Source organism: Streptomyces sp. NPDC019531 (assembly GCF_044903305.1).
Classification (GTDB): domain Bacteria; phylum Actinomycetota; class Actinomycetes; order Streptomycetales; family Streptomycetaceae; genus Streptomyces.
Map to the genome: position 1 here is coordinate 110819 of NZ_JBJDQL010000001.1, position 24619 is coordinate 135437.

At 70.3% G+C, this 24619-nt stretch carries 26 protein-coding genes and 1 pseudogene; 10 read left to right on the forward strand and 17 right to left on the reverse strand.

What is annotated here, in order from left to right; genetic code table 11:
• Window positions 1-2: 2 nt before the first annotated feature.
• Window positions 3-752, forward strand: coding sequence for a VOC family protein (locus ACI2L1_RS00555; protein ID WP_404737107.1), 750 nt, complete (start codon window positions 3-5; stop codon window positions 750-752).
• Here the strand turns inward: ACI2L1_RS00555 and ACI2L1_RS00560 are convergent.
• The 6 genes from ACI2L1_RS00560 to ACI2L1_RS00585 form a co-directional block, all read right to left on the reverse strand.
• Entirely contained in the window at window positions 739-978 is a 240-nt protein-coding gene (locus ACI2L1_RS00560; RefSeq protein WP_404737108.1) for a hypothetical protein, read from the reverse strand. The genes ACI2L1_RS00555 and ACI2L1_RS00560 overlap by 14 nt on opposite strands.
• Window positions 975-1298, reverse strand: coding sequence for a DUF952 domain-containing protein (locus ACI2L1_RS00565; RefSeq protein WP_404737109.1), 324 nt, complete (start codon window positions 1296-1298; stop codon window positions 975-977). Before ACI2L1_RS00565 ends, ACI2L1_RS00560 begins: the two co-directional genes overlap by 4 nt.
• Before the next feature lie 9 nt (window positions 1299-1307).
• Complete coding sequence (locus tag ACI2L1_RS00570) at window positions 1308-2513, reverse strand: RNA polymerase sigma factor (RefSeq protein WP_404737110.1); 1206 nt, start codon at window positions 2511-2513, stop codon at window positions 1308-1310.
• Window positions 2514-2518: 5 nt separating this feature from the next.
• Window positions 2519-2932 carry a YciI family protein gene (locus ACI2L1_RS00575; RefSeq protein ID WP_404737111.1) on the reverse strand — a complete coding sequence of 138 codons (414 nt, stop codon included), beginning with the start codon at window positions 2930-2932 and terminating at the stop codon, window positions 2519-2521.
• A 90-nt stretch (window positions 2933-3022) separates the two neighbouring features.
• Complete coding sequence (locus tag ACI2L1_RS00580) at window positions 3023-3220, reverse strand: hypothetical protein (RefSeq protein WP_404737112.1); 198 nt, start codon at window positions 3218-3220, stop codon at window positions 3023-3025.
• Window positions 3221-3258: 38 nt separating this feature from the next.
• The gene (locus tag ACI2L1_RS00585) at window positions 3259-3699 is read right to left on the reverse strand and encodes a dihydrofolate reductase family protein (RefSeq protein WP_404737113.1); all 441 of its coding nucleotides are present in this window, start codon (window positions 3697-3699) and stop codon (window positions 3259-3261) included.
• An 8-nt stretch (window positions 3700-3707) separates the two neighbouring features.
• Between ACI2L1_RS00585 and ACI2L1_RS00590 the strand changes: the two genes are divergently transcribed.
• Complete coding sequence (locus ACI2L1_RS00590) at window positions 3708-4268, forward strand: TetR/AcrR family transcriptional regulator (RefSeq protein WP_404737114.1); 561 nt, start codon at window positions 3708-3710, stop codon at window positions 4266-4268.
• Here the strand turns inward: ACI2L1_RS00590 and ACI2L1_RS00595 are convergent.
• The 3 genes from ACI2L1_RS00595 to ACI2L1_RS00605 all read right to left on the reverse strand — a co-directional run bounded on the left by ACI2L1_RS00595 (window position 4226) and on the right by ACI2L1_RS00605 (window position 7934).
• Window positions 4226-4828 carry a GNAT family N-acetyltransferase gene (locus tag ACI2L1_RS00595; protein ID WP_404737115.1) on the reverse strand — a complete coding sequence of 201 codons (603 nt, stop codon included), beginning with the start codon at window positions 4826-4828 and terminating at the stop codon, window positions 4226-4228. The two genes, ACI2L1_RS00590 and ACI2L1_RS00595, sit on opposite strands and share 43 nt — an antisense overlap.
• Window positions 4829-4998: 170 nt before the next feature.
• The gene (locus tag ACI2L1_RS00600; RefSeq protein WP_404737402.1) at window positions 4999-6057 is read right to left on the reverse strand and encodes a family 2 encapsulin nanocompartment cargo protein polyprenyl transferase; all 1059 of its coding nucleotides are present in this window, start codon (window positions 6055-6057) and stop codon (window positions 4999-5001) included.
• Between the two features lie 470 nt (window positions 6058-6527).
• Window positions 6528-7934 (reverse strand): family 2B encapsulin nanocompartment shell protein, encoded by a 1407-nt coding sequence (locus ACI2L1_RS00605; protein WP_404737116.1) that lies wholly within the window; start codon window positions 7932-7934, stop codon window positions 6528-6530.
• A 313-nt stretch (window positions 7935-8247) separates the two neighbouring features.
• Here ACI2L1_RS00605 and ACI2L1_RS00610 point away from each other — a divergent pair, with 313 nt between their 5' ends.
• The gene (locus ACI2L1_RS00610; protein WP_404737117.1) at window positions 8248-8838 is read left to right on the forward strand and encodes an N-acetylmuramoyl-L-alanine amidase; all 591 of its coding nucleotides are present in this window, start codon (window positions 8248-8250) and stop codon (window positions 8836-8838) included.
• Window positions 8839-8860: 22 nt separating this feature from the next.
• Window positions 8861-9757, forward strand: a complete 897-nt coding sequence (locus tag ACI2L1_RS00615) for a 1-aminocyclopropane-1-carboxylate deaminase/D-cysteine desulfhydrase (protein ID WP_404737118.1) — start codon at window positions 8861-8863, stop codon at window positions 9755-9757.
• A gap of 8 nt (window positions 9758-9765) precedes the next feature.
• Here ACI2L1_RS00615 and ACI2L1_RS00620 read toward each other — a convergent pair whose 3' ends face one another.
• Complete coding sequence (locus tag ACI2L1_RS00620) at window positions 9766-11361, reverse strand: Na+/H+ antiporter (RefSeq protein ID WP_404737119.1); 1596 nt, start codon at window positions 11359-11361, stop codon at window positions 9766-9768.
• Between the two features lie 87 nt (window positions 11362-11448).
• On the opposite strand from ACI2L1_RS00620, the gene ACI2L1_RS00625 reads away from it, so the two are divergent.
• The 3 genes from ACI2L1_RS00625 (at window position 11449) to ACI2L1_RS00635 (ending at window position 13546) form a co-directional block, all read left to right on the forward strand.
• Window positions 11449-11709 carry a UBP-type zinc finger domain-containing protein gene (locus tag ACI2L1_RS00625; RefSeq protein WP_404737120.1) on the forward strand — a complete coding sequence of 87 codons (261 nt, stop codon included), beginning with the start codon at window positions 11449-11451 and terminating at the stop codon, window positions 11707-11709.
• A gap of 260 nt (window positions 11710-11969) precedes the next feature.
• Window positions 11970-12383, forward strand: coding sequence for an anti-sigma regulatory factor (locus tag ACI2L1_RS00630; RefSeq protein ID WP_404737121.1), 414 nt, complete (start codon window positions 11970-11972; stop codon window positions 12381-12383).
• A 17-nt stretch (window positions 12384-12400) separates the two neighbouring features.
• A complete protein-coding gene (locus ACI2L1_RS00635) occupies window positions 12401-13546 on the forward strand; it encodes an RNA polymerase sigma factor SigF (RefSeq protein ID WP_404737122.1) in 1146 nt (381 codons plus the stop codon).
• Between the two features lie 545 nt (window positions 13547-14091).
• Here the strand turns inward: ACI2L1_RS00635 and ACI2L1_RS00640 are convergent.
• Window positions 14092-14541 carry a hypothetical protein gene (locus ACI2L1_RS00640; protein WP_404737123.1) on the reverse strand — a complete coding sequence of 150 codons (450 nt, stop codon included), beginning with the start codon at window positions 14539-14541 and terminating at the stop codon, window positions 14092-14094.
• A 170-nt stretch (window positions 14542-14711) separates the two neighbouring features.
• Between ACI2L1_RS00640 and ACI2L1_RS00645 the strand changes: the two genes are divergently transcribed.
• Window positions 14712-15680, forward strand: a complete 969-nt coding sequence (locus tag ACI2L1_RS00645) for a diacylglycerol/lipid kinase family protein (protein ID WP_404737124.1) — start codon at window positions 14712-14714, stop codon at window positions 15678-15680.
• A gap of 321 nt (window positions 15681-16001) precedes the next feature.
• Complete coding sequence (locus tag ACI2L1_RS00650) at window positions 16002-16259, forward strand: WhiB family transcriptional regulator (protein ID WP_006142322.1); 258 nt, start codon at window positions 16002-16004, stop codon at window positions 16257-16259.
• A gap of 179 nt (window positions 16260-16438) precedes the next feature.
• On the opposite strand, the gene ACI2L1_RS00655 is transcribed toward ACI2L1_RS00650, so the two are convergent.
• Window positions 16439-17905: a sensor histidine kinase gene (locus tag ACI2L1_RS00655; RefSeq protein WP_404737403.1), complete on the reverse strand. Its 1467-nt coding sequence runs from the start codon at window positions 17903-17905 to the stop codon at window positions 16439-16441.
• A 390-nt stretch (window positions 17906-18295) separates the two neighbouring features.
• Window positions 18296-18490, reverse strand: a pseudogene (locus ACI2L1_RS00660) (TetR/AcrR family transcriptional regulator); the annotation flags it as partial.
• Window positions 18491-18773: 283 nt separating this feature from the next.
• On the opposite strand from ACI2L1_RS00660, the gene nagB reads away from it, so the two are divergent.
• A complete protein-coding gene (gene nagB, locus ACI2L1_RS00665; RefSeq protein ID WP_404737125.1) occupies window positions 18774-19559 on the forward strand; it encodes a glucosamine-6-phosphate deaminase in 786 nt (261 codons plus the stop codon).
• A gap of 137 nt (window positions 19560-19696) precedes the next feature.
• Here nagB and ACI2L1_RS00670 read toward each other — a convergent pair whose 3' ends face one another.
• The 4 genes from ACI2L1_RS00670 to ACI2L1_RS00685 form a co-directional block, all read right to left on the reverse strand.
• Window positions 19697-21181: a glycoside hydrolase family 3 protein gene (locus tag ACI2L1_RS00670; protein ID WP_404737126.1), complete on the reverse strand. Its 1485-nt coding sequence runs from the start codon at window positions 21179-21181 to the stop codon at window positions 19697-19699.
• Between the two features lie 8 nt (window positions 21182-21189).
• Window positions 21190-22029, reverse strand: a complete 840-nt coding sequence (locus tag ACI2L1_RS00675; RefSeq protein WP_404737127.1) for a carbohydrate ABC transporter permease — start codon at window positions 22027-22029, stop codon at window positions 21190-21192.
• Complete coding sequence (locus ACI2L1_RS00680) at window positions 22026-23006, reverse strand: carbohydrate ABC transporter permease (protein ID WP_404737128.1); 981 nt, start codon at window positions 23004-23006, stop codon at window positions 22026-22028. Before ACI2L1_RS00680 ends, ACI2L1_RS00675 begins: the two co-directional genes overlap by 4 nt.
• 204 nt (window positions 23007-23210) lie before the next feature.
• Window positions 23211-24494 (reverse strand): extracellular solute-binding protein, encoded by a 1284-nt coding sequence (locus tag ACI2L1_RS00685; protein ID WP_404737129.1) that lies wholly within the window; start codon window positions 24492-24494, stop codon window positions 23211-23213.
• Window positions 24495-24619: the final 125 nt, after the last annotated feature.

Sequence of the window (24619 nt, forward strand, 5' to 3'; positions counted from 1 at the left end):
CCATGAGCCAACCGATCTTGTGGACCCACGCCTTCGTCGACCGCCCGCTGCGGGTGTTCGGCCGGGCCTGTGAGTTCTGGACGGCGGTCACGGACACCCGGCTGTCCGAACTCAGGGGTGAGCGGCGGGAGTTCGTGACCCTGCTGGCGGAGGGTGCCGACGCCTGCGTCAAGGTGCAGGGTGTGGTGTCGGGCGAGGGTGGCGCGCACCTGGACTTCGCCGTCGAGGACGTACCGGGGTTCGTGGAATCGGCGCGTGGCCTGGGGGCGGAGCTCGTCACCGAGCATGCCCGGTGGGCGGTACTGCGCTCGCCCGCCAGGCAGTTGTTCTGCGTCGGCCCCTGGCACGAGGGCGAATCCGTCCGCCCGCCCGTCGTCCGCGGCAGCCGCCTCGACCAGGTCTGCCTAGACGTCCCGCCGTCCCTCTACGACGCCGAAGTCGCCTTCTGGACCGCCCTGTTGCCCGAGTGGGAGTCATTGCCCGGCTCGCTTGCCGAGTTCCATGTGCTCAAGCCCCCGCCCGGACTTCCGGTCCGTATCCTCCTCCAGCGCCTCGACGAGGAACGGCCCGCAGCCGCCCATCTGGACCTGGCCTGCGCGGACATCAAGGTGACGCGGGCTGAACACGAGCGGCTGGGCGCCGAGTTCGTCGCCGAGGGCAGGAGCTGGACGGTGATGAGGGACCCGGCGGGCGGCCTGTACTGCCTGACGGGGCGGGACCCGGAGACGGGCGGGCTGCCTAGCCGGAGATGAAGGCGCAGGCCACTATCGTGCGGTCGCCGTCAGGGTCGGTGGTGGGGCTTGGGCACATGGTCCGCCGCTCCTCCGGAAGCGTGGGGGACGGACTGCTCTCCTCCCAGCCGTACGGCCCCGACGGCTGGGCCGAGTCCTGGAGCCAGAGCCTGAGCCCGCCCGCGACGACCACGAGAGCCGCCCACACCAGCAGCGCCCAGCGCAGTAACCGGCGGCGACCGCTCACCCCCACGGCTCCACGTCGACGACCGCGTCCACCGGGATGGGCCCGTAGATGTGCGGGAACTCCTCGGCGCCGGGCTCGGGGGCCTCGTACTTCAGCGGTACGTCGAGGCGGGCGGGGTCGATGACGAGGAGCACCAGGTCCGGTACCCCGGCGAAGAAGCGCGCGGCCGTGCCGGGCAGCTGCTCGCGCGTCGAGCAGTGGATGAAGCCCTCCTCCTGGAGGGTGCGCCCTCGTGTCGAGATCTCGTACGTGCCCCGGGCGCGGGCCTCCTCCCAGAGTGAACGTTCTGTCAGGTGCACGATGTGATGGGTTGTGGCCATGACGTCACGTTAAGGCCTCAGCCGTGCCGCCCGCCCCCGCAAATAGCGCTGCTCGGGCAGGCTCAGGGTCTTGGCGGCGGCCGACTCGTACGCGGCCCGCGCCTGCTCGTACGCACCGGCCCGTTCCAGCAGATGCCCGCGTACGGCGTCCAGCCGGTGCCCCAACTCGTCGGTGAGCGCGTCCAGTTCCGCGAGCCCCGCATCCGGTCCGTGCACCATCGCGACCGCGACCGCCCGGTTCAGCCGCTCCACGGGCCCGGGAACGAGCCGTACGAGAACGTCGTAGAGGCCGAGGATCTCCCGCCAGTCGGTCTCGTCCGCGGAGGGCGCCTCGTCGTGTACGGCGGCGATGGCCGCGCGGATCTGGTAGGGCCCCGCGTGGCGGCGGGCCAGGGCCCGGGTGACCAGGGCGACGCCCTCCTCGATCGCCGCCTTGTCCCAGCGGGCGCGGTCCTGTTCGTCGAGGGGGACGAGGTCGCCGCTCGGGCCGGTGCGGGCGTCCCGGCGGGCGTCCGTGAGCAGCATCAGGGCGAGCAGGCCCGCGATCTCGCAGTCGTCGGGCAGGAGACGGTGGACCGTGCGGGTCAGGCGGATCGCCTCGCCGGCGAGGTCGCGCCGCTGGAGGGCGGGTCCCGAGGTCGCCGTATGGCCCTCGTTGAAGATCAGGTAGAGGGTGTGCAGGACCGCGGGCAGCCGCTCCTCCCAGTTCTCCGGCCGCCCGAAGCTCACGCCGCGCACCTTCTGCTTGGCCCGGCTGATGCGCTGCGCCATGGTCGCCTCGGGCATGAGGTACGCCCGCGCGATCTCCGCCGTGGTCAGACCGCCGACCGCGCGCAGGGTGAGCGCGATCTGCGCGGCCGGAGCGAGCTGCGGATGGCAGCACAGGAACAGCAGGGACAGGGTGTCGTCCGCGCGTGGCGCACGGTCGGCGACGGCCGTCTCGCGCACGCTCAGCGCCGCGGCCCGCTCCTCCCGGGCCCGCCGCGCCTCCTCCGCGCGCAGCGCGTCGGTCAGCCGCCGCGAGGCCACCCTGATGAGCCACCCTCGCGGATTGTCGGGCAGTCCCGCCGACGGCCACTGCCCGGCCGCGGCGAGCAGTGCGTCCTGTACGGCGTCCTCGGCGATGTCGAAATGGCCGTACCGCCTGACCAGCGCGCCGAGGACCTGCGGCGCGTGCAGGCGCAGCAGGTCCTCGGTCTCGCTGGTCGGCCGCACGGTCCTCAGATGTCCCCGGCGCCGTCCAGGATGGGCCGGATCACCACGGGGTACTCGGGGGCGCCGGCGGGCTGGGGGCACTGGGCGATGCGCTCGGCGATCTCCGTGACGCGCTCCAGGCTCTCGCACTCCAGCACCCAGTAGCCGCACAGCAGCTCCTTGGTCTCGCTGTACGGCCCGTCGGTGATCACGGCCTTGCCGTCCGCGTCCCGGCTGACGTGGCGGACCTTCGCCGGCTCGGCGAGGCCCTGGCCGTCGAGCATCTCGCCGGTCTCGGACAGGTCGTCGTTGATCGCGCCCATGAAGGCGTACATCGTCTGGATCTCCTGCTCGCTCCAGGCGGGGGAGTGCTCGGAGCCCTTGCCACGCATGGCCTCGTAGTCGGCCTGCGTTCCCTGCACCATGACCAGGTACTTCATGATTCCGCTCCTTCGACGTCGGTCGGCTCGGCCGCCCGGGGGCGGCTCTCACAGGGGACGTCGGAGCCGGGGACGGATTCTCGACAGAGTTCAGGAACTTTTTCCGGCGGGTGTGCCGCCGTGGTCCTCGTCGGACTCGGTGTCCGCGTCGGCGTACGCCTCGCACTCGGGGTTGTGGCACGGGCCACCCACCCACACGGGGACCCACGCACCCAGCGTCTTGTGACGCCGTACGACTGTCTGGACCGGCTGTCCGCAAGCGGGACAGACGCGTTCGTCGCTGCCCATGTTCTCAGGGTAGGGCGAAGGGGCCGCGGGCGCTTGCGTCAGCTCTTTTTGCCGTACGTCCGCACCACTACGCCGTTGTCGAACGTGCGCGTCGTGTCGAGCGTGAACTCGGTGACGGCGAAGCGGGAGCCGAACATCGGCATGCCGGTGCCGAGCACGATCGGGTACGTCTTGATGACGAGTTCGTCGATCTCGTCGCGCAGTTCGCCCGCGACCTTGGAGCCGCCGCACAGGTGGATGCCGAACTCGCTGTCCTCCGCCTTCAGTTCGCGCACCTTGATCGTGTCGAACTCCTTGAGCCCGACGCCGTCGGTGCCGATGAGCCGTCGGACATGGCTCGGGTTGGTGTCGGGATGCTCCGTCTTGAGGTACTCGGCGAACTCCCCCACGACGAAGGGGTACATGAACGACGCGTCGCCGCTCTCGTCGGCGATGAAGCCGTCGATCGAACAGGCGATGAAGTACGTGAGCTTTCGCAAGCGGCCACATGGCCGGCAATCCGGAGCGCCGGACCGCGCTCGTGGACACGGGAGTCGAGCTGCTCGCCCGCGAGGGGGCACGAGGGCTGACGTTCCGCGCGGTGGAGACGGAGGCCAGGGTGCCGGTCGGCACGGCCTCCAACTACTTCGCGCACCGCGACGACCTGCTGAAGCAGATCGACGCCCGTCTCCACATCCGGCTCGCCCCCGACCCGGACAAGCTCGCCGAGCCGCTGACTCTGCCGAAGGACCGTTCCCTGGTCGCGGCGTTCATGAACGACCTGATGGCTCGCGCGCCCCACGACCGCACGGGCCACCTGGCCCTCCTGGAAATGCGCCTGGAAGCCACCCGCCTCCCGGGCGGCGACAAGACGGTCACGGTGCTCTATCTGGCGATGCTGGGGCTGCTGTATGACTTGGTGGACCGGATCGTGGAAACACTGTTTCCGGAGATCTGGCCAGGGGCGCGGGGAACTGCGCGACCAGCCCCCACCGGCCCGCGGACGCCGGTCAGCCCGTCACGGCACTATCGCGAAGCGCTCGGTTCGCGCCACATCGGCCACATCTGAGGCCCACCGGGCAGATCAAGCGGCCGATCCACCAGCTCGAACCCGAGCCGCTCATACAGCTTCCGACTCCGCACACTGCTCGCCTCCAGATACGCCGGCACCCCCTCCCGGTCACACCGCTCGAGCACCGACCCGATGAGCGCGGCCCCCAGCCCCTCCCCCTGCCGCCCGGGCACCACGCCGATCATCCACAGATACTCGTGCGCCCGCCCGACGGGATGCACCGCGGCCGTGAGCGTCCCGATCTGCTCGATCCGCTCGTTGCCCGGGTCGAGCGCCTCCCGCAGTCGAGCGAACCCCTCCTCGTCGTCCTCGTCGCCCCCGTCCGCCGCCACAGACAGCCACAGCGCACACGCCGCCCCGTCCTCCGTCACATCCACCCGCCCCTCCGCGAGCACGATGTCGACGAACGCGGCCATCAGCCGGGGATGGGTCGTGCGCCGGTCCTCCTCCCCCGGGAAGATCCACCCGCTGACCGGATCGTCCTGGAAGGCCGAGTCCAGCAGCCCCGCGACCAGCTCGCGGTCGCCTCCGTCCGCCGTCCTTATCACCACGCCCATGCCCCACCCCTTCGTCTCAACCACCGTTGACTGCAAGGGTGGTTGAGACTATCGGTGAACATGTGTGAACGGGGCCCGCACACCGTGGGGATGTGCGGGACCCGTCCGTACCGGAGCACCCGGGTGCCGCGCGGGTCAGGAACTGCACGGTGCCGGCAGCCCCGGAGCCCTCAGGCGCTGCGCCGCGTCACGAACTCGGCGAGGGAGAGCAGCCCGCCCGCCGCCTCCGGATCGGGCACCGCACGGGCCAGCAGCCCCATCGCCCGGGACATCCGGTCGGCCGCTTGGACCTGCGCCCAGTCCCGCCCGCCTGCCTCCTCGACGGCCAGGGCCGTACGCGCCAGGTCCTTCCCGTCGTAGGGCGCCATGTACAGCGCGGCCAGTTCCGCGGCCGCCGCCGTGCCGGAGGCGAGCGCGGCGACCACCGGGAGCGACTTCTTGCGGGCGGCGAGGTCCGCGCCGGCCGGCTTGCCGGTGCGGGCCGGGTCGCCCCATATGCCGATCACGTCGTCGATGAGCTGGAAGGCGAGCCCTGCCTCCCGGCCGAACGCGTCCATGGCCTCGACGTCCTCGGCGGGCGCTCCCGCGTACAGGGCCCCGAGCGCGCAGGCGCACCCCAGCAGCGCCCCCGTCTTGGCCTCGGCCATGACGAGCACCTGGTCGAGGGTGACCTCGCCGGGATCGAGTCGCTCCATGGCGGTGTCCTCGTGCTGGCCCTCGCACAGTTCGACGACACAGGCCGCGAGCCGGGCCGCCGCGGGCGCGGCCGCGGGGTGCGGGTCCTCGGCCAGCAGTCTGAGCGCCAGCGCTTGGAGGGCGTTTCCGGCGAGGATCGCGTCGGCGTCGCCGAACACGGTCCACGCGGTGGGCCGGTGCCTGCGTGCGGTGTCCCGGTCCATCACGTCGTCGTGCAACAGCGTGAAGTTGTGGACGAGTTCCACCGCCGCGGCCGCCCGTACGGCTGCCGCCCGCGCCGGGTCTCCGCCGAGGGCGACGGCCGCGGTGAGGACGAGCGCGGGACGTATCGCCTTGCCCGTGTCGTCCGCCGCGGGAGTGCCGTCGGCGTGTTCCCAGCCGAAGTGATAGAGCGCGATCCTGCGCAGGGAGCCGGGCAGCGACTCCAGGGCGGAGCGCAGCTCGGGATCGACCGACGCCCGGGCCCCCTCCAGGATCACCCCGGCTTCGTGCCCGTCGAGGCGTCGGGTCTCCTTCCCGTCCAGGGGGTACATCTCGTGCTGGTCGAAGGGGAGCGCCTCGGGCTCGTGGTGCGGAGGTTTCCCATGTCCGTCCGACGGGCCCGCCTCGCCGCTCGGCGGCTGCCCTCCCAACTCCCGGCCCCCGGTCCGCTGCTCCCTGAGCCCCCGCCCCCCGGGCCGCCCGGCGTCCTGCGCTCCGGCCCGCGTGCCGTGCCGCTCCCCGATCCGCCCGGCGGCCGGTGCCTCCGTCCCCCCGGCGGTCGGCGCCCGCACCTCCGCCCCGTCCGCCGCCCGCGCCTGCGTCTCCGCTTCCGTCTCCGTCGTGAACTCGGCCATGGGACCCCCCTCGGACAGTCCGCGGACGGTGGCGCCTCCGCTGTGGGCGGGCGCGCTCCTTCGGGGTGTCTCCACCTCGGAGGTCGTCCAGGGTGTCTCCACCCCGGCGTTCGACCGGGATGCACCCTCCCCGGTCGGCGGGGACACGGCTCCCAGGTCCAGAAACGTCACCTCCAGCGGCCGATCTCGACGTTCTCCAGGACACCGAGCGCGTCCGGCACCAGCACGGCCGCCGAGTAGTAGGCCGTCACCAGGTACTTGATGATCGACTGCTCGTTGATGCCCATGAACCGCACCGACAGACTCGGCTCGATCTCGTCCGGGATACCGGCCTGCTGGAGACCGATGACGCCCTGGTCCGCCTCGCCGGTACGCATGGCGATGATCGAGGTCGTCCGCTCCGGGGTGACCGGGATCTTGTTGCACGGGTAGATCGGCACACCGCGCCAGGTGGGGATGCGGTTGCCGCCCATGTCAATGGTCTCGGGGACCAGACCGCGCTTGTTGAGCTCACGGCCGATCGCGGAGATCGCGCGCGGGTGGGCGAGCAGCAGCTTGGTGCCCCGGCGGCGGCTGAGCAACTCGTCGAGGTCGTCGGGGCTGGGCACGCCGTCGTGCGGCTGGAGCCGCTGGTCGTACTCGCAGTTGTTCAGCAGCCCGAACTCGCGGTTGTTGACGAGTTCGTGCTCCTGTCGCTCCTTGAGGGCCTCGACGGTCAGCCGGATCTGCTGTTCCGTCTGGTTCATCGGCTGGTTGTAGAGGTCGGCCACCCGCGTGTGGATGCGCAGGACGGTCTGGGCGATGCTCAGCTCGTACTCGCGGGGCCTGGCGTCGTAGTCGACGAACGTGTGCGGGATGTCGGGCTCGCCGTCGTGGCCCGCCGCCAGGTCGATCTCCTTCTCGCCGTACTTGTTGGTGCGCTGCGAGGGAATCGCGCGCTGCTCCCGGAGGTGCTCACGCAGGGCCTCGGCGCGCTCCGCCACCTGCTCGACGTCCTGCCGGGGCAGCACGAGGACCGTGCAGGCGGTGGCCGCGCGGGCGGTGTACTCCCAGATGGCGTCCGGGTCGAGAAGCGACTGGTCGCCGAAGTAGGCGCCGTCGGCGAGGACGCCGAGGACCGCGTCGTCGCCGTAGGGACCGGTGCCGACCTTCTCCACCCTGCCGTGCGCCAGCAGGTAGACCTCGTCGGCCCGGCCGCCGAACGAGGCGATCACCGCCCCGGGAGCGAACTCCCGCTGCTGACAGCGCTGGGCGAGCTCGGAGAGCACGTCGTCGTCCTCGCACGACCTGAGCGCCGGCAGTTCGCGCAGCTCGGCGGGGATCACCTCGACCCGGTCTCCGGTCTTCACGAACGTCACCCGGCCGTCGCCGACGGCGTAGCTCAGGCGTCGGTTCACCCGGTACGTGCCGCCCTGGACGTTCACCCAGGGCAGTGTGCGCAGCAGCCAGCGGGAGCTGATCTCCTGCATCTGGGGTGCGGACTTGGTGGTGGTGGCCAGGTTCCGCGCGGCCGCCGTGCCGAGGCTCTGCTGCGGCCGGTCCTGCTCGGTGCGGACCTCTTCGCCTACCGACATAAGGAATTGCCCTCCCAATACATGCCCGGACGCGATCTGCGGCCGGGCATCGTGTGCACGGGCAAGCCTTCCTCACCGAGCGTGGCGGTGCTATTACCCGAAAGAGCGGGAATGGATCACTACAGGACTGGGCATATGAGCGATTCCTGTCGAATTCAGGCCCGGTCAAGTCCGCTTCCCCGAGCGGAATGCGACTGTCCGAATCAGCTCTCACGCTGAACGAACCAGGAGTCGGAGCCCGCTGCCTTCGGTACAAGCTCCGGTACGAGCCGACCGCGCCCGGCGGCCGGCGCGCAGCGCGAAGGAGGCGGCCATGGCCTCACCCATGTCCGCGGGCAGATTCCTGGCCGTTCTGCGGGCGGAGGGTGCCACCGTCGTCGAGGTCGGCGACTGGGAGCACCACAACCGCAACCACGTCGGCGCCTGGGGGCCGGTGCACGGCGTGATGATCCATCACACGGTGACCAAGGGAAGCGCCGCGACGGTGGAACTGTGCCGCAAGGGCTACACCGGTCTGCCCGGCCCCCTGTGCCACGGTGTCATCACCAAGGACGGCACCGTCCACCTGGTCGGCTACGGCCGCGCCAACCACGCCGGCCTCGGCGACGACGACGTCCTGCGCGCCGTGATCGCGGAGAAGGCCCTCCCTCTCGACAACGAGGCCAACACCGACGGCAACCGCCACTTCTACGGCTTCGAGTGCGAGAACCTCGGCGACGGCGAGGACCCCTGGCCCGCGGCCCAGCTGGCGGCGATCGAGAAGGTCTCCGCGGCGGTGTGCCGCCACCACGGCTGGACGGAACGGTCGGTCATCGGCCACCTGGAGTGGCAACCGGGGAAGGTGGATCCCCGGGGCTTCACCATGGCGTGGCTGCGGGGCCGGATCCGGGCGCGTCTGAAGTGACACCTCGGGCCACAATGGGGGCGTGACCGGCCTCGACACCCTGCACCCCCGCCTCCCCTCACCCCTGCAGGAGCTGTCGGACCCCCGCTTCGCCCGTCACGGCCTGCGCCTTCTCCTCAAGCGCGACGACCTGATCCACCCCGAACTCATCGGCAACAAGTGGCGCAAACTCGCGCCGAACCTCACCGCCGCGGCCGGCCGTACCGTCCTCACCTTCGGCGGCGCCTACTCCAACCACCTGCGCGCCACGGCGGCCGCCGGACGCCTCCTCGGCCTGTCCACGGTCGGTGTGGTCCGCGGCCAGGAACTGGCCGACCGCCCCCTCAACCCCTCGCTGGCCCGGTGCGCGGCCGACGGCATGCGACTGCACTTCGTCGACAGGTCGACGTACCGCCACAAGACCGAACCGGACACCCTCGCGCGCGTGCTGCGCGCGGCACACGCCGAGGACGCGTACGTCCTCCCGGAGGGCGGCAGCAACACGCTCGCCGTACGGGGGTGCCGCGTGCTCGGCGAGGAGTTGTCCGGCCGGGCCGACGTGGTCGCGATCGCCTGCGGCACCGGCGGCACGCTGGCGGGCCTTGCGGCCGGACTGGCCCCGGGCCAGCGCTGCCTGGGCGTCCCCGTCCTCAAGGGCGGCTTCCTGACCGCCGACATAGAGTCCCTGCAACGCCGTGCCTTCGGTGTCCGCCGCGGCGACTGGACGCTCGACGACCGCTTCCACTTCGGCGGCTACGCCCGCAGCACGGCCGAACTGGACGCCTTCGCCGAGGGCTTCGAGGACCGCCACGGACTGCCCGTGGAACGTCTCTATGTCGCCAAGTTGCTGTACGGACTCAGCACCCTCGCGGACGAGGGCGCGTTCACCCCTGGGACGAGGGTCGCGGCGGTGATCACCGGCGCACCCCTCGTGGAGTGACGCCGCGGTCAGGCCGCCTCCCGGTAAGCCGCCGCCTCCTCCAGGTCCAGCCTGCGCAGCAGGGTGCGCAGCATCTCGTCGTCGATGTACCGCCCGTCCCGCAGCTTCACGAACACCGTGCGTTCGGCGCCGATCATCTCCCGGGACAGCCTGCGGTAGGTGTCGTCGACGGTCTCGCCGGTGAGCGGGTTGGCCTGGCCGAGGCGCTCCCAGACGGCGTTGCGGCGGCGCTCCAGGACCATACGCAGGCGGTCGGCGAGAGGGGGCGGGAGGGCGTTGCGTTCATCGGAGAGGAGTTCGTCCAGGCGTCGTTCGGCGGCCCGGGAGGCCTGTGCCTGGGCGTTGGCCTCGGCGAGCGTCTCGGCCTGCTGGTCACGGCCGGGGAGCCTCAGCATGCGGATCAGCGGGGGCAGGGTGACGCCCTGGACGACGAGGGTGCCGATGACCGTGGTGAAGGTGAGGAACAGGATCAGGTTGCGGCCGGGAAAGGGCTCGCCGCCGTGCAGGTGCTCGGGGATCGAGAAGGCGATGGCCAGCGAGACCACGCCCCGCATCCCGGCCCAGGCGATGACGAACGGCCCCTTCCAGGTGGGGTTGTCCTCACGCGCGCGGATCCGCGCGGAGAAGATGCGCGGCAGGAAGGTCGCCGGATAGACCCACACGAACCTCGACACGACGACCACGAGGAAGACGGCGACCGCGTACCAGGCGGCGCGGGCGCCCTCGTACTCCCCGAGGCCCTTCAGTACGACGGGCAGTTGCAGCCCGATGAGGGCGAACACCGACGACTCCAGGACGAAGGCAACCATTTTCCACACGGCATCCTCCTGGAGGCGCGTCGCGAAGTCGACCTCCCACGCGCGGTGTCCGAGGAAGAGCGCCACCACGACGACCGCGAGCACCCCGGACGCGTGGAACTGCTCGGCCGCCGCGTAGGCGACGAAGGGGATCAGCAGGGAGAGCGTGTTCTGGAGCAGCGGCTCCTTGAGGTGTGTGCGCAGCCAGTGGAGCGGCACCATCAGCACCAGGCCGACCGCGACCCCGCCCACCGCCGCGAGCAGGAACTCGCCGATGCCGCCCGCCCAGGTGGCGCCCTCCCCGACCGCGGCCGCGAGCGCGACCCGGTAGGCGGTGATCGCGGTCGCGTCGTTCACCAGGGACTCGCCCTGGAGGATGGTGGTGACCCGGGAGGGCAGCCCCACGCGGCGTGCCACAGCCGTCGCCGCGACCGCGTCCGGCGGCGCCACCACCGCGCCCAGCACGAGCGCCCCGGTCAGCGAGAGCCCGGGCACGATCCGGTACGCCGCCCAGCCGACGACGAAGGTCGCGAAGAGCACGTATCCCACCGACAGCAGCGCCACGGGCCGCATTTGGGCCCGCAGGTCGAGATAGGAGCTGTCGGTCGCCGCGGAGTGCAGCAACGGCGGCAGGATGATCGGCAGCACCACGTCCGGGTCCAGTGTGTACTCCGGGACCCCGGGCAGGTACGAGATCACGAGCCCGGCCGCGACCAGCAGCAGCGGGGCCGGCACCGGGGTGCGCCGGGCGGCCGCGGCGATCGCCGCGCTCCCCGCCACCAGCAACACCAGTGGCATCACGTCCATGGTCCTCGCCCGCCCTCGCTCATCGTCGTGCGCCCGCCCTCGGTTTTTCCGCGCCGCCTGCGGCGCGCCCGTCGTAACCTGGCAATCATGAAACAGTGCACGCACGCCGACGCGCTGCCGCACCCGGAGCCCGAGCCTCTCAGCGAGACGTGTCCGGAGTGCCTGAGAGACGGCACCCACCCGGTACAACTGCGTCTGTGTCTCGCCTGCGGTCACGTCGGCTGCTGCGACTCCTCGCCGGGACAGCACGCGACGAAGCACCACAAGGACACCGACCACCCGATCATGCGGACCCATGAACCGGGTGAGAACTGGCGTTGGTGCTTCGTGGACCACGTCCTTGTGTGACCCTTGACCCTCGGGTTCCCAGGACGGTTCGACCGTCTGACGTCTGGGTACGTCAACCCGGCGCGCGTTCTTCCCAATTGGAGCCGCAAACCCCTAGACACGGAGCGTGTCCACAGTTTTACTGTGAGTGACGGCAAGGGGTTGGGGTCCCGGGGACAGGAAAGTCGAGAGCGCGATAGCGTCACCGCTGAACCACACGTCGCGTTACTCCGGGGGGCGACCCTCGGCCCCGAAAAGCTTGTACCACCTTGGAGGTGAGGGTGTCCCAGATCGCAGGCGAGCCCGCGACCCAGGACTTCGTGGAAGTCCGGCTGCCGGCCGCGGGTGCCTACCTGTCGGTGCTGCGGACGGCCACGGCCGGCCTCGCGGCCCGTTTGGACTTCACCCTCGACGAGATCGAGGACCTGCGCATCGCGGTGGACGAGGCCTGCGCGATCCTGCTCCAGCAGGCCGTGCCCGGCTCGGTGCTCAGCTGTGTCTTCCGACTCGTCGACGACTCCCTGGAGGTCACCGTCTCGGCCCCGACCACGGACGGTCACGCACCGGCGCGGGACACCTTCGCCTGGACCGTCCTGTCGGCCCTCGCGGGCAAGGTCTCGTCGGCCGTGGACAAGGACAAGACCGTTTCGATCAGCCTCTACAAACAGCGCGGCGCGGGACCCGGGCCGGCGTGAGGAACGGGGACGGGCCGGTGCGGGACGAAGAGCGCGGCACACGGGAGCTGCCGGCCGAGGGTGGACACCGCCCTCCGTGCCCGAGCGGCGCCGACAGCCTGGGCGACGACGGCCCCGGCGGTTCCCGACGCATGGCGGACGGCATCGACGGCATCCCCGAGCAGGCCCGGCCGCACCCGGAGGAGGACGCCGGCGACACGACGGCGGCCGACCTCCTGGACGACGGCCGGCATGATCGGAAAGGTGCCGCGCAGGGCGCGCCTCCGACAGGGCGGACCGGGGTCTTCCCGGTGCGGACGGAGGCGAAGGCTCGTGGAAGGGCGACGGGCGGGACGATGAGCGAGCACGAGCGAAACGCAGAGGACGGCGCGGCGGGCGCGAACAACACTCCCGTCCCGCAGCACGATCCACAGGACCGCAGCGGGGCACGCGCGCTGTTCGTCGAGCTGCGCACGCTGAAGGACGGCAGCCCGGAGTACGCGGAGCTGCGCAACAGGCTGGTCCGGATGCACCTGCCGCTCGTCGAGCACCTCGCGCGCCGCTTCCGCAACCGCGGCGAGCCGCTGGACGACCTCACCCAGGTCGCCACGATCGGCCTGATCAAGTCGGTCGACCGCTTCGACCCGGACCGCGGCGTCGAGTTCTCGACCTACGCGACCCCGACGGTCGTCGGCGAGATCAAGCGCCACTTCCGCGACAAGGGCTGGGCCGTGCGCGTCCCCCGCCGCCTGCAGGAGCTGCGCCTGGCTCTTACGACGGCCACGGCGGAGCTCTCCCAGCAGCACGGGCGTTCCCCCACGGTCCATGAGCTGGCCGAGAAGCTGGCCATCTCGGAGGAAGAGGTCCTGGAGGGCCTGGAGTCCGCCAACGCGTACTCCACGCTGTCCCTGGACGTCCCCGACACGGACGACGAGTCCCCGGCGGTGGCGGACACCCTCGGCGCGGAGGACGAGGCGCTGGAGGGCGTCGAGTACCGGGAGTCCCTGAAGCCGCTCCTGGAGGACCTCCCGCCCCGCGAGAAGCGAATCCTTCTGCTCCGCTTCTTCGGCAACATGACCCAGTCGCAGATCGCGCAGGAGGTCGGCATCTCCCAGATGCACGTCTCCCGCCTGCTGGCCCGCACCCTGGCCCAGCTCCGCGAGAAGCTCCTGGTGGAGGAGTAGGCCTCGGGCCCGGTCCGAGCGATGGTCCCGAGGTCCACGACGGCAGCTTCGGCCCTACGGCCCCTGGTTGCCGCCGGGAAACCCCGGGGCCTGGGCCGAAGACCAGACCGGAAGCGGCGATCCGCACGTCCGGCCCAGCAGTCGCCACCTCCCACCCGCCCGCAGCTGCAACCGCGCAGCGGGTTCGCCGAGGGCCACCCGGCCTCCGGCTGTCACCAGCCGTTCGACTTTGCGGCCACCAGGGCCTGCCATACGGTTGCCGCCCAATCGGCCTCCCGAGAGCGACCCCGACCTCGGGCCATACGGCTATCGCCGGCCGCGCACCCCCAAAGCCCCGGAACCCCTGCCATACCGCTACTCCCCGCCGGCCCCCCGAGAGCCACCCCGGCATCCGCCCATACGGCTACCGCCAGCCCCACGCCCGCGGAACCCCTGCCCTGCCGTCACTCCCCCACCGGCCCCCGAAAGCCACCCCCGCCTCCGGCCATACGGCTACCGCCGCCCCGGCGGCCCGGGTGTCGCTGCTTCTCTCGGCCCCTACGGCTCTACTGCTTGCCGTCCTGTGTGCGGCCCGGTCCCCTGATGCCGAGGGCCTGGGTCGTCGCCGGGTTGATCAGGAGGATCAGCGCGGCCACCGCGACGACTGCGAGGGCGATGCCCGCCGGGATCGCCACGCTGTCGGCCTGGAGCAGGTTGTAGGCGACGGGCAGGGCCATGATCTGCGTGATGACGGCCGGGCCACGGCTCCAGCTGCGCAGGCCGAGCAACCCGCGCGCGGCGAGCAGCGGCAGCAGCGCGAGGACGATCAGTGTGATGCCCCCGGTGACTGCCGACTGGCGGTCGTCGGGCTCACCGGCGAGGCCCTCCACGAGCATCCAGGCGCCCCCCACGACGAGCGCGAGCCCTTCCAGTCCGGTCAGGGCGGCGGCGTACATCAGGCGCCTCGGGCGCGGACCGACGGTCTCGGGGGTGGAGGGGATCTGCTCGCTGCTCACCCCTGAAGCGTAGCCCTCGCCCCCGGCCGCCCAGGCGGCGAGGAGCGGGCAACGCACATCGCCCCTCGCGGGTTGACTCCCGCCCCCGTGGCGAGGTTCACGCACCGAAGTCTTACGTGATCCCTACCTCGATCTGTGCCCGGTACCACCCAGTAGGTACGCTGCAACCCATGCGTGCACTTCTCGTGGTCAATCCGGCGGCAACCACCACAAGCGCACGTACGCGCGATGTCCTGATCCACGCGCTCGCGAGCGAGATGAAACTGGAAGCGGTCACCACCGAGTACCGCGGCCACGCGCGCGACCTGGGCCGGCAGGCGGCGGAGAGCAAGGACATCGACCTCGTCGTGGCCCTGGGCGGCGACGGCACGGTCAACGAGGTCGTCAACGGCCTCCTGCACGCCGGCCCCGCCCCCGAGCACCTCCCCGGCCTCGCCGTGGTCCCGGGCGGCTCCACCAACGTCTTCGCCCGCGCCCTGGGTCTACCCAACGACGCCGTGGAGGCCACCGGCGCACTCCTGGACGCCCTGCGCGAGGGCAGTGAGCGCACCGTCGGTCTGGGTCTGACCACGGGCACACCCGGCACCGAGGACGAGGCCGTGCCGGGACGCTGGTTCACCTTCAACGCGGGTCTCGGATTCGACGCCGGCGTGGTCGGCCGGGTCGAGCAGCAGCGTGAGCGCGGCAGGAAATCCACACACGCTCTCTACGTGCGCCAGGCACTGCGCCAGTTCCTCGGCGAGGCGCACCGCCGCCACGGGACGATCACCCTGGAGCGTCCGGACGCTGAGCCGGTGACCGATCTGGTCCTTTCCATAGTCTCGAACACCTCTCCGTGGACCTTCCTCGGCAATCACCCGATGTACGCGTCACCTAAGGCCTCGTTCGATAAAGGCCTCGACGTACTCGGCCTCAGCCGTATGACGACGCCCGCGATCACCCGATATGGCACCCAGTTGCTCACTTCGTCCCCCGAACGTGGCCCTCATGGCAAGCACGCCGTGTCCTTGCACGACCTGGACCAGTTCACCTTGCATTCGAAGGCGCCCCTGCCCCTTCAGATGGACGGCGACCACCTCGGACTGCGTACGAGCGTGACGTTCACAGGCGTACGCCGTGCACTGCGTGTGATTGTGTGAGCAGAAGGGGCTAAAGTCCTTTCACTCGAACGTTTAGACCAGGGTCCACCCCATGGAAGTACGGCTGTGACCTAGTCGACACCGAGGAATCAAAAAAAACTTTCCGGAAGGGGTTGTATCCGCCGCTGAGGTTTGCGAGTCTCTACGTGGCGGTCGGGACAGCCCGCAACACCAGCGTCCACAGACCACCGGAACCCCTCTTCAATCCACAGGACCACGCCGGGGAAGACTCGGCGGGCGGCCCTTCACTTGTTGAGGGATTCGTGAAAGCGTTCACATTCACAAGCAACTTGCAAGTAATACCAAGGAGAGGTAGCAGCCATGGACTGGCGTCACAACGCCGTTTGCCGCGAGGAAGACCCCGAGCTCTTCTTCCCCATCGGCAACACCGGTCCTGCGCTGCTGCAGATCGAGGAAGCCAAGGCCGTCTGCCGTCGCTGCCCCGTTATGGATCAGTGTCTGCAGTGGGCGCTCGAGTCCGGCCAGGACTCCGGCGTCTGGGGTGGTCTCAGCGAGGACGAGCGTCGCGCCATGAAGCGCCGTGCCGCCCGCAACCGGGCCCGTCAGGCTTCTGCCTGACACACCCGCCCCGCAAAACAGCCTGAGCTTGGCGGCGCGTACACCGCGTACGCTTCTCCCGCCCCCGAGCCGCAGCGCGCAGTACCCCCGATGCGCAGCAAACGCTGGCAACGAGCACTTGAGCCCCGGACCCCTGAACGGTCCGGGGCTTTTTGCTGTCCACAACCCCTGCGCACGGCCTACTTGTGCGCCTGCACCGGCACATCCAGGATCACCCGGGTCCCGCCCCCCGGTGCCGGGACCATGTCGAACGTACCGCCCAACTCGCCCTCCACCAGGGTCCGTACGATCTGCAGGCCCAGGTTGCCTGCGGTGTGCGGGTCGAAGCCCTCGGGCAGTCCGGCGCCGTCGTCCTGGACGGTGACGAGGAGACGGGCCTCCTTGGTGGTGCCGCCGCGGACAGCGGAGACCTCGACCGTGCCGGTGTCACCCTCGCGGAAGCCGTGTTCCAGGGCGTTCTGGAGGATCTCGGTCAGGACCATCGACAGCGGGGTGGCGACCTCGGCGTCCAGGATGCCGAAGCGCCCGCTGCGCCGTCCGGTGACCTTGCCCGGCGAGATCTCCGCGACCATCGCGAGCACCCGGTCGGCGATCTCGTCGAACTCCACGCGCTCGTCCAGGTTCTGGGACAGCGTCTCGTGCACGATCGCGATCGAACCGACCCGTCGTACCGCCTCCTCCAGCGCCTCTCGGCCGCGGTCCGACTCGATGCGCCGGGCCTGGAGACGGAGCAGGGCGGCGACCGTCTGGAGGTTGTTCTTCACCCGGTGGTGGATCTCCCGGATGGTGGCGTCCTTGGTGATCAACTCGCGCTCGCGGCGGCGCAGTTCCGTCACGTCCCGGAGCAGGACCAGCGAACCGATGCGAGTGCCCTTGGGCTTGAGCGGGATCGCCCTGAACTGGATGACCCCGTCGCGCGCCTCGATCTCGAACTCGCGGGGCGCCCAGCCGCTGGCGACCTTGGCGAGCGCCTCGTCCACCGGCCCCCGGGTGGGGGCGAGTTCGGCGGTGGTCTGGCCCAGGGGCTGGCCGACGAGGTCGGAGGCGAGGCCCATGCGGTGGTACGCGGACAGGGCGTTCGGGGAGGCGTACTGGACGATGCCGTCCGCGTCGAGCCGGATCAGGCCGTCGCCGACGCGCGGGGCCGCGTCCATGTCCATCTGCTGGTTGGGGAACGGGAAGGAGCCGGCCGCGATCATCTGTGCCAGGTCCGAGGCGCTCTGCAGATAGGTCAGTTCGAGACGGCTCGGGGTGCGCACGGTGAGGAGGTTCGTGTTGCGCGCGATGACACCGAGGACGCGCCCCTCCCGTCGTACCGGAATCGACTCGACGCGGACCGGGACCTCCTCGCGCCACTCCGGGTCGCCCTCGCGCACGATCCGGCCCTCGTCGAGCGCCGCGTCCAGCAGAGGGCGGCGGCCTCGCGGGACGAGGTGGCCGACCATGTCGTCCTGGTACGAGGTGGGGCCCGTGTTGGGCCGCATCTGGGCGACGGAGACATAGCGGGTGCCGTCGCGGGTGGGGACCCACAGGACGAGGTCGGCGAAGGAGAGGTCGGAGAGCAGCTGCCACTCCGAGACCAGCAGATGGAGCCACTCGAGGTCGGAGTCGTCGAGGGCGGTGTGCTGGCGGACCAGTTCGTTCATGGAGGGCACGGGTGCGAGCGTACCTGGCGGTATGTGGGTGGCCTAAAAACACCCTGTGCCGACGGGAGCGGCAGGCCCCGAAAACACCCGCGGGCCGCGGCGCCTGGGAAGGACCCTCAGCCTTCCCGGCACCGCAGCCCGGAGCAATATCGGCCGTGGGGTGTGCGGTCCCGGTCGGCCGAAGGATGAGGACCCGGGGCAGTCAGGGCAGAGAGCTCCGGTTCCTCGGTCCGTCTTCCTGTGCGGGGAAGACGGAAGTCGCGCTTCAATTGTGGACTAGACCACTAGGTGTGTCCATGCGTTGGAGCCTGTTTGTTGTTGGAGCTTTCCCGCACGGGAGCCGACTAGTCGGACGTCCTGCGCCCATCAGGCAGCCTAACGTGTGTGGGTTCATGTGCGGGGCCAGATCGCCATGGCAATTTCCGCGACCGCCTCCAACTCCTCGTGGCTCGCGCCGCCGCGCGCTTGCCGGGACATGCCGTGGACGACCGCGCCGCGGTGCCCGGCGAGTGCGCGGGCGTCAGCGCCGGAGAGAAGCTCGCCTGCGGCGATGTCGGCCCTGATACGGCCCTCGAAGGCGTCGATCATGACTCGGGTGAGATCGGAAACGGCAGTGGCCCCGTATCCGCGCTCCCAGAACACCGGTTCTTTCCCTGGCGGCCGCTGGGGAACAGGGAAGGGGGTGCCGGGGAACGGAATGGCGCTCCTCCTCGATGTGGCCCAGTGTTGGCTTGGGGGACCTGGGCCGTGGGACCCGATTCTGTTAGATTGGTCTAAACCACATGGGCTGCACCGGGTCCGGTCGAGCCCCGCTTGGTTCAGACCGTTTCTCCAGATCAGATCGTTTCCTCAGATCGGCAGGCCCAGCGTGGAAGTTGTCATCGTTCCGGATGCCAAGGCGGGTGGCGAGCTCATCGCCGAGGCCATGGCCCAGCTGCTCCGGCGCAAGCCCGACGCCCTGCTCGGTGTGGCCACCGGCTCGACCCCGCTGCCCGTCTACGAGGCGCTGGCGGCAAAGGTGGGGGCCGGCGACGTGGACGCCTCGCGGGCGCGGATAGCCCAGCTCGACGAGTACGTGGGGCTGCCCGCCGAGCATCCGGAGTCGTACCGGTCGGTGCTGCGGCGCGAGGTGCTGGAGCCGCTGGGGATCGCGATGTCCTCCTTCATGGGACCGGACGGGACGGCGGAGGACATCCTCGGGGCGTGTGCGGCGTACGACGCGGCGCTGGCGTCGGCCGGGGGTGTGGATCTGCAGTTGCTGGGGATCGGGACGGACGGGCACATCGGGTTCAACGAGCCGTGTTCCTCGCTGGTGTCGCGGACGCGGATCAAGACGTTGACGGAGCAGACGCGGGTGGACAACGCGCGGTTCTTCGACGGGGACATCGAGCAGGTGCCGCATCACGTCATCACGCAGGGGATCGGGACGATCCTGGAGGCTCGGCATCTGGTCCTGCTCGCCACGGGCGAGGGGAAGGCGGATGCGGTCGCGGCGACCGTGGAGGGGCCGGTTGCCGCGGTGTGTCCTGCGTCGGCGCTGCAGTTGCATCCGCATGCGACGGTGGTCGTGGACGAGGGGGCTGCTTCCAAGTTGAAGCTGGCGGATTACTTTCGGCACACGTTTGTCAACAAGCCTGACTGGCAGGGGATTTAAGGGCGTTCTCGTCTGCGGGGGGCTGTTTTGTGCCGGGTGCGGGTCGTCTGTGGCTGGTCGCGCAGTTCCCCGCGCCCCTGACGAAGACAGGTGCCGGTTCCCTTCGAAGGGAACCGGCACCTGTCTTGTCGTAGGACCTACTCCCCCGCTATGACCTCCGCCGCCGCCCTGCCGCACACCCTTGCCGCGCCGTGGGTCGCGATGTGCAGGGCTCCCCTGGGAGGGGACTGGGGGAGGCCCATCTCGATGACGATGGTGTCGGGGCGGGTTCTGAGGACGGTGTCCAGGGCCGCCCCCATCCAGGGGTGGCGGTGTTCGTCGCGGACCACGGCCACGATGCGGCGGGGGCCGGCCGCGGCCAGGGTGGCGAGGCCCGCGTCCTCCCCGGCGAAGCTGCCCGTTTCCGTGCCCGGGAGCAGCCGGGCGAGTTCGGCGGCGACGCCCCAGGGCGTCTCGTCGCCGACGGCCACGTTGGCCACCGGGGTGAAGGCGGCGACGTAGGGCGCCGTGGTGAGGGGGGTGAAGCCGTCCGCGCCGGTGATGCGCAACGCCCTTCGGGCCGCCCGCAGTCCCACCTCCTCGTCGGCGGGCAGCTGTGCGTCGGCCGCGCCGGCCGCCGTCCAGTGGGCCAGCGTGCGGACGCGTTCCGCCGCTTCCGCGAGCCGCTCCTCGGGGAGTTCGCCCGCGCGGACCGCCGAGACCAGGGCGTCGCGCAGGCGCCGTACCGTCTCGTCGTCGGCCAGGCCGCCGCCCACGCAGATCGCGTCGGCGCCCGCGGCGATGGCCAGAACGCTGCCGCGCTCGATGCCGTAGGTGCCGGCGATGGCCTGCATCTCCATGCCGTCGGTGACGATCAGTCCGTCGTAGCGGAGTTCGCCTCGCAGCAACTCCGTCAGCACACTCGGGGACAGTGTTGCCGGGCGGTCCGGATCCAGGGCCGGCACCAGGATATGGGCCGTCATCACGGCCCGGGTGCCGGCGGCGATGGCCGCGCGGAACGGGGAGAGTTCGCGGGACGACAGCAGAGCGGTGTCCGCGTCGATGCGCGGGAGCGCGTGGTGGGAGTCGACCGCCGTGTCGCCGTGGCCCGGGAAGTGCTTGGTGCAGGCCGCCACGCCCGCCGACTGGAGGCCGGTGACATAGGCGGCGGTGTGGCGGGCGACCAATTCCGGGGAGGCTCCGAAGGAGCGGACACCGATCACCGGGTTGGACGGGTTCGAGTTCACGTCCGCCGACGGGGCCCAGTTGAGGTTGACCCCGCAGGCCGCGAGACGGCGGCCGAGCTCCGCGGCCACCTCCCTCGTCAACTCCACGTCGTCCACCGCGCCGAGGGCGTTGTTGCCGGGGAAGGACGAGCCGGTCCGCACCTCAAGGCGGGTGACGTCGCCGCCCTCCTCGTCGATGGCGACCAGGACGTCCTCGCGTTCGGCGCGCAACTGGGCCGTAAGGGCGGCAAGTTGCTCCGGTGAGGCGATGTTGCGGCCGAACAGGCCGACCGAGGCGAGGCCCTCGCCGAGGCGGCGCAGCAGCCAGTCGGGGGCGGTGGTGCCGGTGAAGCCGGGCTGGAGGACGGTGAGGGCGTCCCGTGTGAGGGTGTCTGTGCCGCTGGCGAATGTCGTCATCGGGGGCGTTATCCCTTCACGGCGCCCGCGGTGAGGCCCGCGGCCATCTTGCGCTGGACGAGGAGGAAGAGGACCACGATCGGCACGGCCATCATGGTGGAACCGGCCATCATCGGGGCGTATTCGGTGCCGTGTTTGGTGGTGAAGTTGCCGAGCCAGACGGTCGCGGTCTGGTTCTTCTGGCTGAGCAGCATGAGGGCGTAGAGGTACTCGTTCCAGGCCTGGACGAAGGCGTAGACCGAGGTGGCGACCATGCCGGGGGCCAGCAGCGGGAAGACCACCCGCAGGAAGGCGCCGGTGGGCGAGCAGCCGTCGACCATCGCCGCCTCCTCCAGTTCCTTCGGGATGTTGACGATGAAGCCGCGCAGCGTCCACACCGTGAAGGGGAGGATGAAGGTCAGATACGTGATGATCAGGCCCGACAGCTTGTCGTACTGGTCGAGGTCGTTCAGGAGCAGGAAGACCGGGATGATCATCGCGATCAGGGGGACCATCTGGACCGCGAGGATGCCCACGATCACGACCTTGCGGCCGCGGAAGGCGAAGCGGGAGATGGCGAGGGCGGCCAGGGTGCCGACCACGATGCCGATCGCCACGACCGAGAGGGAGACGATCAGGCTGCGGCCGACCGGGCCCCAGAAGTCGGCGATGTCCAGCGCGCGGCTGAAGTTGCCCAGCGTCAGCCCCGTCGGCAGCAGGCTCGGGTCCGGGTCGATGGCGTCCTTCGCCGGCTTGAACGCCGTGTTCAGCATCCAGTAGACGGGGAAACCCGCGGTGGCGAAGACGAGGAGGCCGAGGAGGTTCCAGCCCAGCTTCGACCTGCGGCCCCCTGGAGCGAGCGTGCTCATTCGACCTCTCCGATCTTCAGCATCTGGCGCATGTACACGGCGACCACCCCGAGCAGCAGGAGCACGGTGATGAGAGCGATCGCCGAGCCCTGCCCGTAGTCATTGACCACGAACGCGCGGTCGTACGAATAGGTCGGCAGGATCTGGAACTCCGGCTCCGGGTGGCCGCCCCGCATCACGAACACCTGGGGGAAGACGCCCATGTCCCAGATGACCGAGAGGGTCGTGAGCATCACGATGATCGGCTTGAGGATCGGCAGGGTGACATGCCGGAAGACGCCCCAGGCGCCCGCGCCGTCCAGGCGGGCCGCCTCCTCCAACTCGGCGGGGACCTGGGTGAGTCCGGCGCTCAGGGTGATCACGACGAAGGGCACGGCGCCCCAGACCACGAGCAGCATGATCACGGCCAGGCCCTGGGGTCCGCTGGCGAACCAGTTGTGGCCGATCATCTCGACCCCGGGCAGCTTGCTGAGCAGCGCGTTGAGGATGCCGTAGTCCGCGTCGAACAGCCACTTGAAGACCGTGGTGGCGACGATGATCGGCATGCCCCAGCTGGCCACCAGGGCGATGTTGACGAGGGTCTTCACCCAGCCGGAGACCCGCTGGAGGAGCAGGGCGATGAGCATGCCGGCGACCATCGTGAAGATCACGCAGCCGCCCGCGAAGACGATCGTCCGGACGACGACCGCCCAGAACTCGCCGTCGCTGAGGACCCCGGTGAAGTTGTCGAAGCCGACCCACTCGGCGGGCTGGAAGCCCCACAGCTGGGACTGCCCGAAGTTCTGGAAGGACAGGGTGACCAGGCGGACCAGTGGATAGCCCATGACCAGGGCGAGGACGAGCAGGCAGGGCGCGAGCAGCAGCCAGGGGGTGGCGCCGGAACTCCGCCTCTTTCTGGGCGCCATCGGCGTGGGCGGCGGCGGTACCGACATCGGCGGCGGCACCTCGGTGGGCGTGGTGGTGTCTGCGGCACTCATGGCGCGCTCCTCAGCGGTCCCTCTGGTCGTACGAAAGCGAAGCCGCACGGCCGTACGAAAGCGAAGTCCGTACGGCCCGTACGGATGGCGAAGCCCGCACGGCCCGTTCGAAAGGCGAAGCCCGCACGGTCGTACGGGAGGCGAAGCCCGCACGGTCGTACGGGAAGCAGGGCCCCGCCGGTCCGGGCGGGGCCCTGCCTGCGGTCACTTGGTGTTGATGACCTTGTCGATCGCCGTGTCGGCCTCCTTGGCCGCCGCCTCGACGGACTTCTTGCCGGTGCCGATGTTCTGCAGCATGGTCTGCAGGACCTGGGCCTTCTCGACCTGGCCCCAGCCGGGGGCCATCGGGACGAACCAGTTGGACTCGGCCGCAGTGGCCGGGACCGCGGTCGCCGGGTCGTTCTTCAGGGTGGCGAGGTCGGTCTTGTTGTTGGGCAGGTTGCCCTTGGCGATCAGGCCCTTCTGACCGGAGGGACCGGTGAAGGCGTTGATCCACTCGGCGGCGACGGCCTGCGCCTTCGACTTCACCGGTACGGCCAGGTCCGAACCGCCCAGGAAGACGGGCATGTTCTTGCCGGACGGACCCGGCATCACGAAGTTCTCGAGGTTGTCCTTGAGCTTGCCGGTCTTGTCGTTCTTCGGGTCGGCGGAGGTCGCGCCCTCCCAGGCCGCGCCGAAGATCATGCCGGACTTTCCCTGGCCGTAGACGATGTAGCGGTCGGACTCGTCCTTGGTCTTGTCACCGTGCATGTACTTGTCGACGACGCTCTTGAACTCGGTGAGGCCCTTGACCGACTCGGGCGAGGAGAGGTTGGCCTTCCACTGGCCGCCCGACTCGACGGCGATCGAACCGCCGGCGTCGTAGACGAAGGACATGGCCGCGTACCAGTCACGGGTGGGCTGGTACCAGGCGGAGAACTTGTCGCCCTCCTTCTTCTGGACCTTGTCGAGGGCGGCGGTCAGCTCCGCGTAGGTCTTCGGCGTGGACTTGACGCCGACCGAGGCGAAGAGGTCCTTGCGCCAGTTGCCGACGCGGCCGCCGGCGTAGTACGGGACGCCGTAGGTCTTGCCGTCGTAGGTCACCGAGGCCTTGAGGCCGTCGAGCCAGGCGTCCGAGTTGGTGAACTTCGAGGCGTCGAGAGGCGCGAAGGCCCCCTTGACCATGTAGCCCAGCATCTCGGTGTTGCCCATCTCGACCACGTCGGGGGCCTTGTCGGTGGCGAGGACCGCGTCGAGCTTGGTGTTCTTGTCCGGCCAGCCGTAGTACTCGTGGTTGATCTTGATGCCGGGGTGCTTCTTCTGGACCGCGGCGTCCGCGGCCTTCACCAGCTCGGGCCAGTTGTTCTGGGCGTCGACGGTGAGCCAGACGGTCAGCTCCTTGGCGTCCGCACCGCTGTTGTCCGAACTTCCGCTGTCGCTGCCCCCACACGCCGCGACGGTGACCACCATGCCCGCGATACCGATCGCGGCTATCAGCTTGCGCTTCACGCCACCCTCCTCAGGGATGCCCACACCTCCCGCCCACAGGCCGGGACCTGGACCAATGGTGTAGACCAGTAGGGGGAGCTTGGACCAGACCAGGAGGCCTGTCAAGGGTGCTAGAAACGGCCCTG

Excerpts from the sequence above, each read along its gene's own strand:
- ACI2L1_RS00675 (WP_404737127.1), bottom strand. The coding sequence starts at position 22,029 with ATGAGCACGCTCGCTCCAGGGGGCCGCAGGTCGAAGCTGGGCTGGAAC.
- ACI2L1_RS00650 (WP_006142322.1), top strand. The coding sequence starts at position 16,002 with ATGGACTGGCGTCACAACGCCGTTTGCCGCGAGGAAGACCCCGAGCTC.
- ACI2L1_RS00590 (WP_404737114.1), top strand. The coding sequence starts at position 3,708 with ATGGCCGGCAATCCGGAGCGCCGGACCGCGCTCGTGGACACGGGAGTC.
- ACI2L1_RS00655 (WP_404737403.1), bottom strand. The coding sequence starts at position 17,905 with ATGAACGAACTGGTCCGCCAGCACACCGCCCTCGACGACTCCGACCTC.
- ACI2L1_RS00595 (WP_404737115.1), bottom strand. The coding sequence starts at position 4,828 with ATGGGCGTGGTGATAAGGACGGCGGACGGAGGCGACCGCGAGCTGGTC.
- ACI2L1_RS00605 (WP_404737116.1), bottom strand. The coding sequence starts at position 7,934 with ATGTCGGTAGGCGAAGAGGTCCGCACCGAGCAGGACCGGCCGCAGCAG.
- ACI2L1_RS00580 (WP_404737112.1), bottom strand. The coding sequence starts at position 3,220 with ATGGGCAGCGACGAACGCGTCTGTCCCGCTTGCGGACAGCCGGTCCAG.
- ACI2L1_RS00565 (WP_404737109.1), bottom strand. The coding sequence starts at position 1,298 with ATGGCCACAACCCATCACATCGTGCACCTGACAGAACGTTCACTCTGG.
- ACI2L1_RS00610 (WP_404737117.1), top strand. The coding sequence starts at position 8,248 with ATGGCCTCACCCATGTCCGCGGGCAGATTCCTGGCCGTTCTGCGGGCG.
- ACI2L1_RS00600 (WP_404737402.1), bottom strand. The coding sequence starts at position 6,057 with ATGTACCCCCTGGACGGGAAGGAGACCCGACGCCTCGACGGGCACGAA.
- ACI2L1_RS00620 (WP_404737119.1), bottom strand. The coding sequence starts at position 11,361 with ATGGACGTGATGCCACTGGTGTTGCTGGTGGCGGGGAGCGCGGCGATC.
- ACI2L1_RS00625 (WP_404737120.1), top strand. The coding sequence starts at position 11,449 with ATGAAACAGTGCACGCACGCCGACGCGCTGCCGCACCCGGAGCCCGAG.
- ACI2L1_RS00555 (WP_404737107.1), top strand. The coding sequence starts at position 3 with ATGAGCCAACCGATCTTGTGGACCCACGCCTTCGTCGACCGCCCGCTG.
- ACI2L1_RS00575 (WP_404737111.1), bottom strand. The coding sequence starts at position 2,932 with ATGAAGTACCTGGTCATGGTGCAGGGAACGCAGGCCGACTACGAGGCC.
- ACI2L1_RS00670 (WP_404737126.1), bottom strand. The coding sequence starts at position 21,181 with ATGACGACATTCGCCAGCGGCACAGACACCCTCACACGGGACGCCCTC.
- ACI2L1_RS00645 (WP_404737124.1), top strand. The coding sequence starts at position 14,712 with ATGCGTGCACTTCTCGTGGTCAATCCGGCGGCAACCACCACAAGCGCA.
- ACI2L1_RS00680 (WP_404737128.1), bottom strand. The coding sequence starts at position 23,006 with ATGAGTGCCGCAGACACCACCACGCCCACCGAGGTGCCGCCGCCGATG.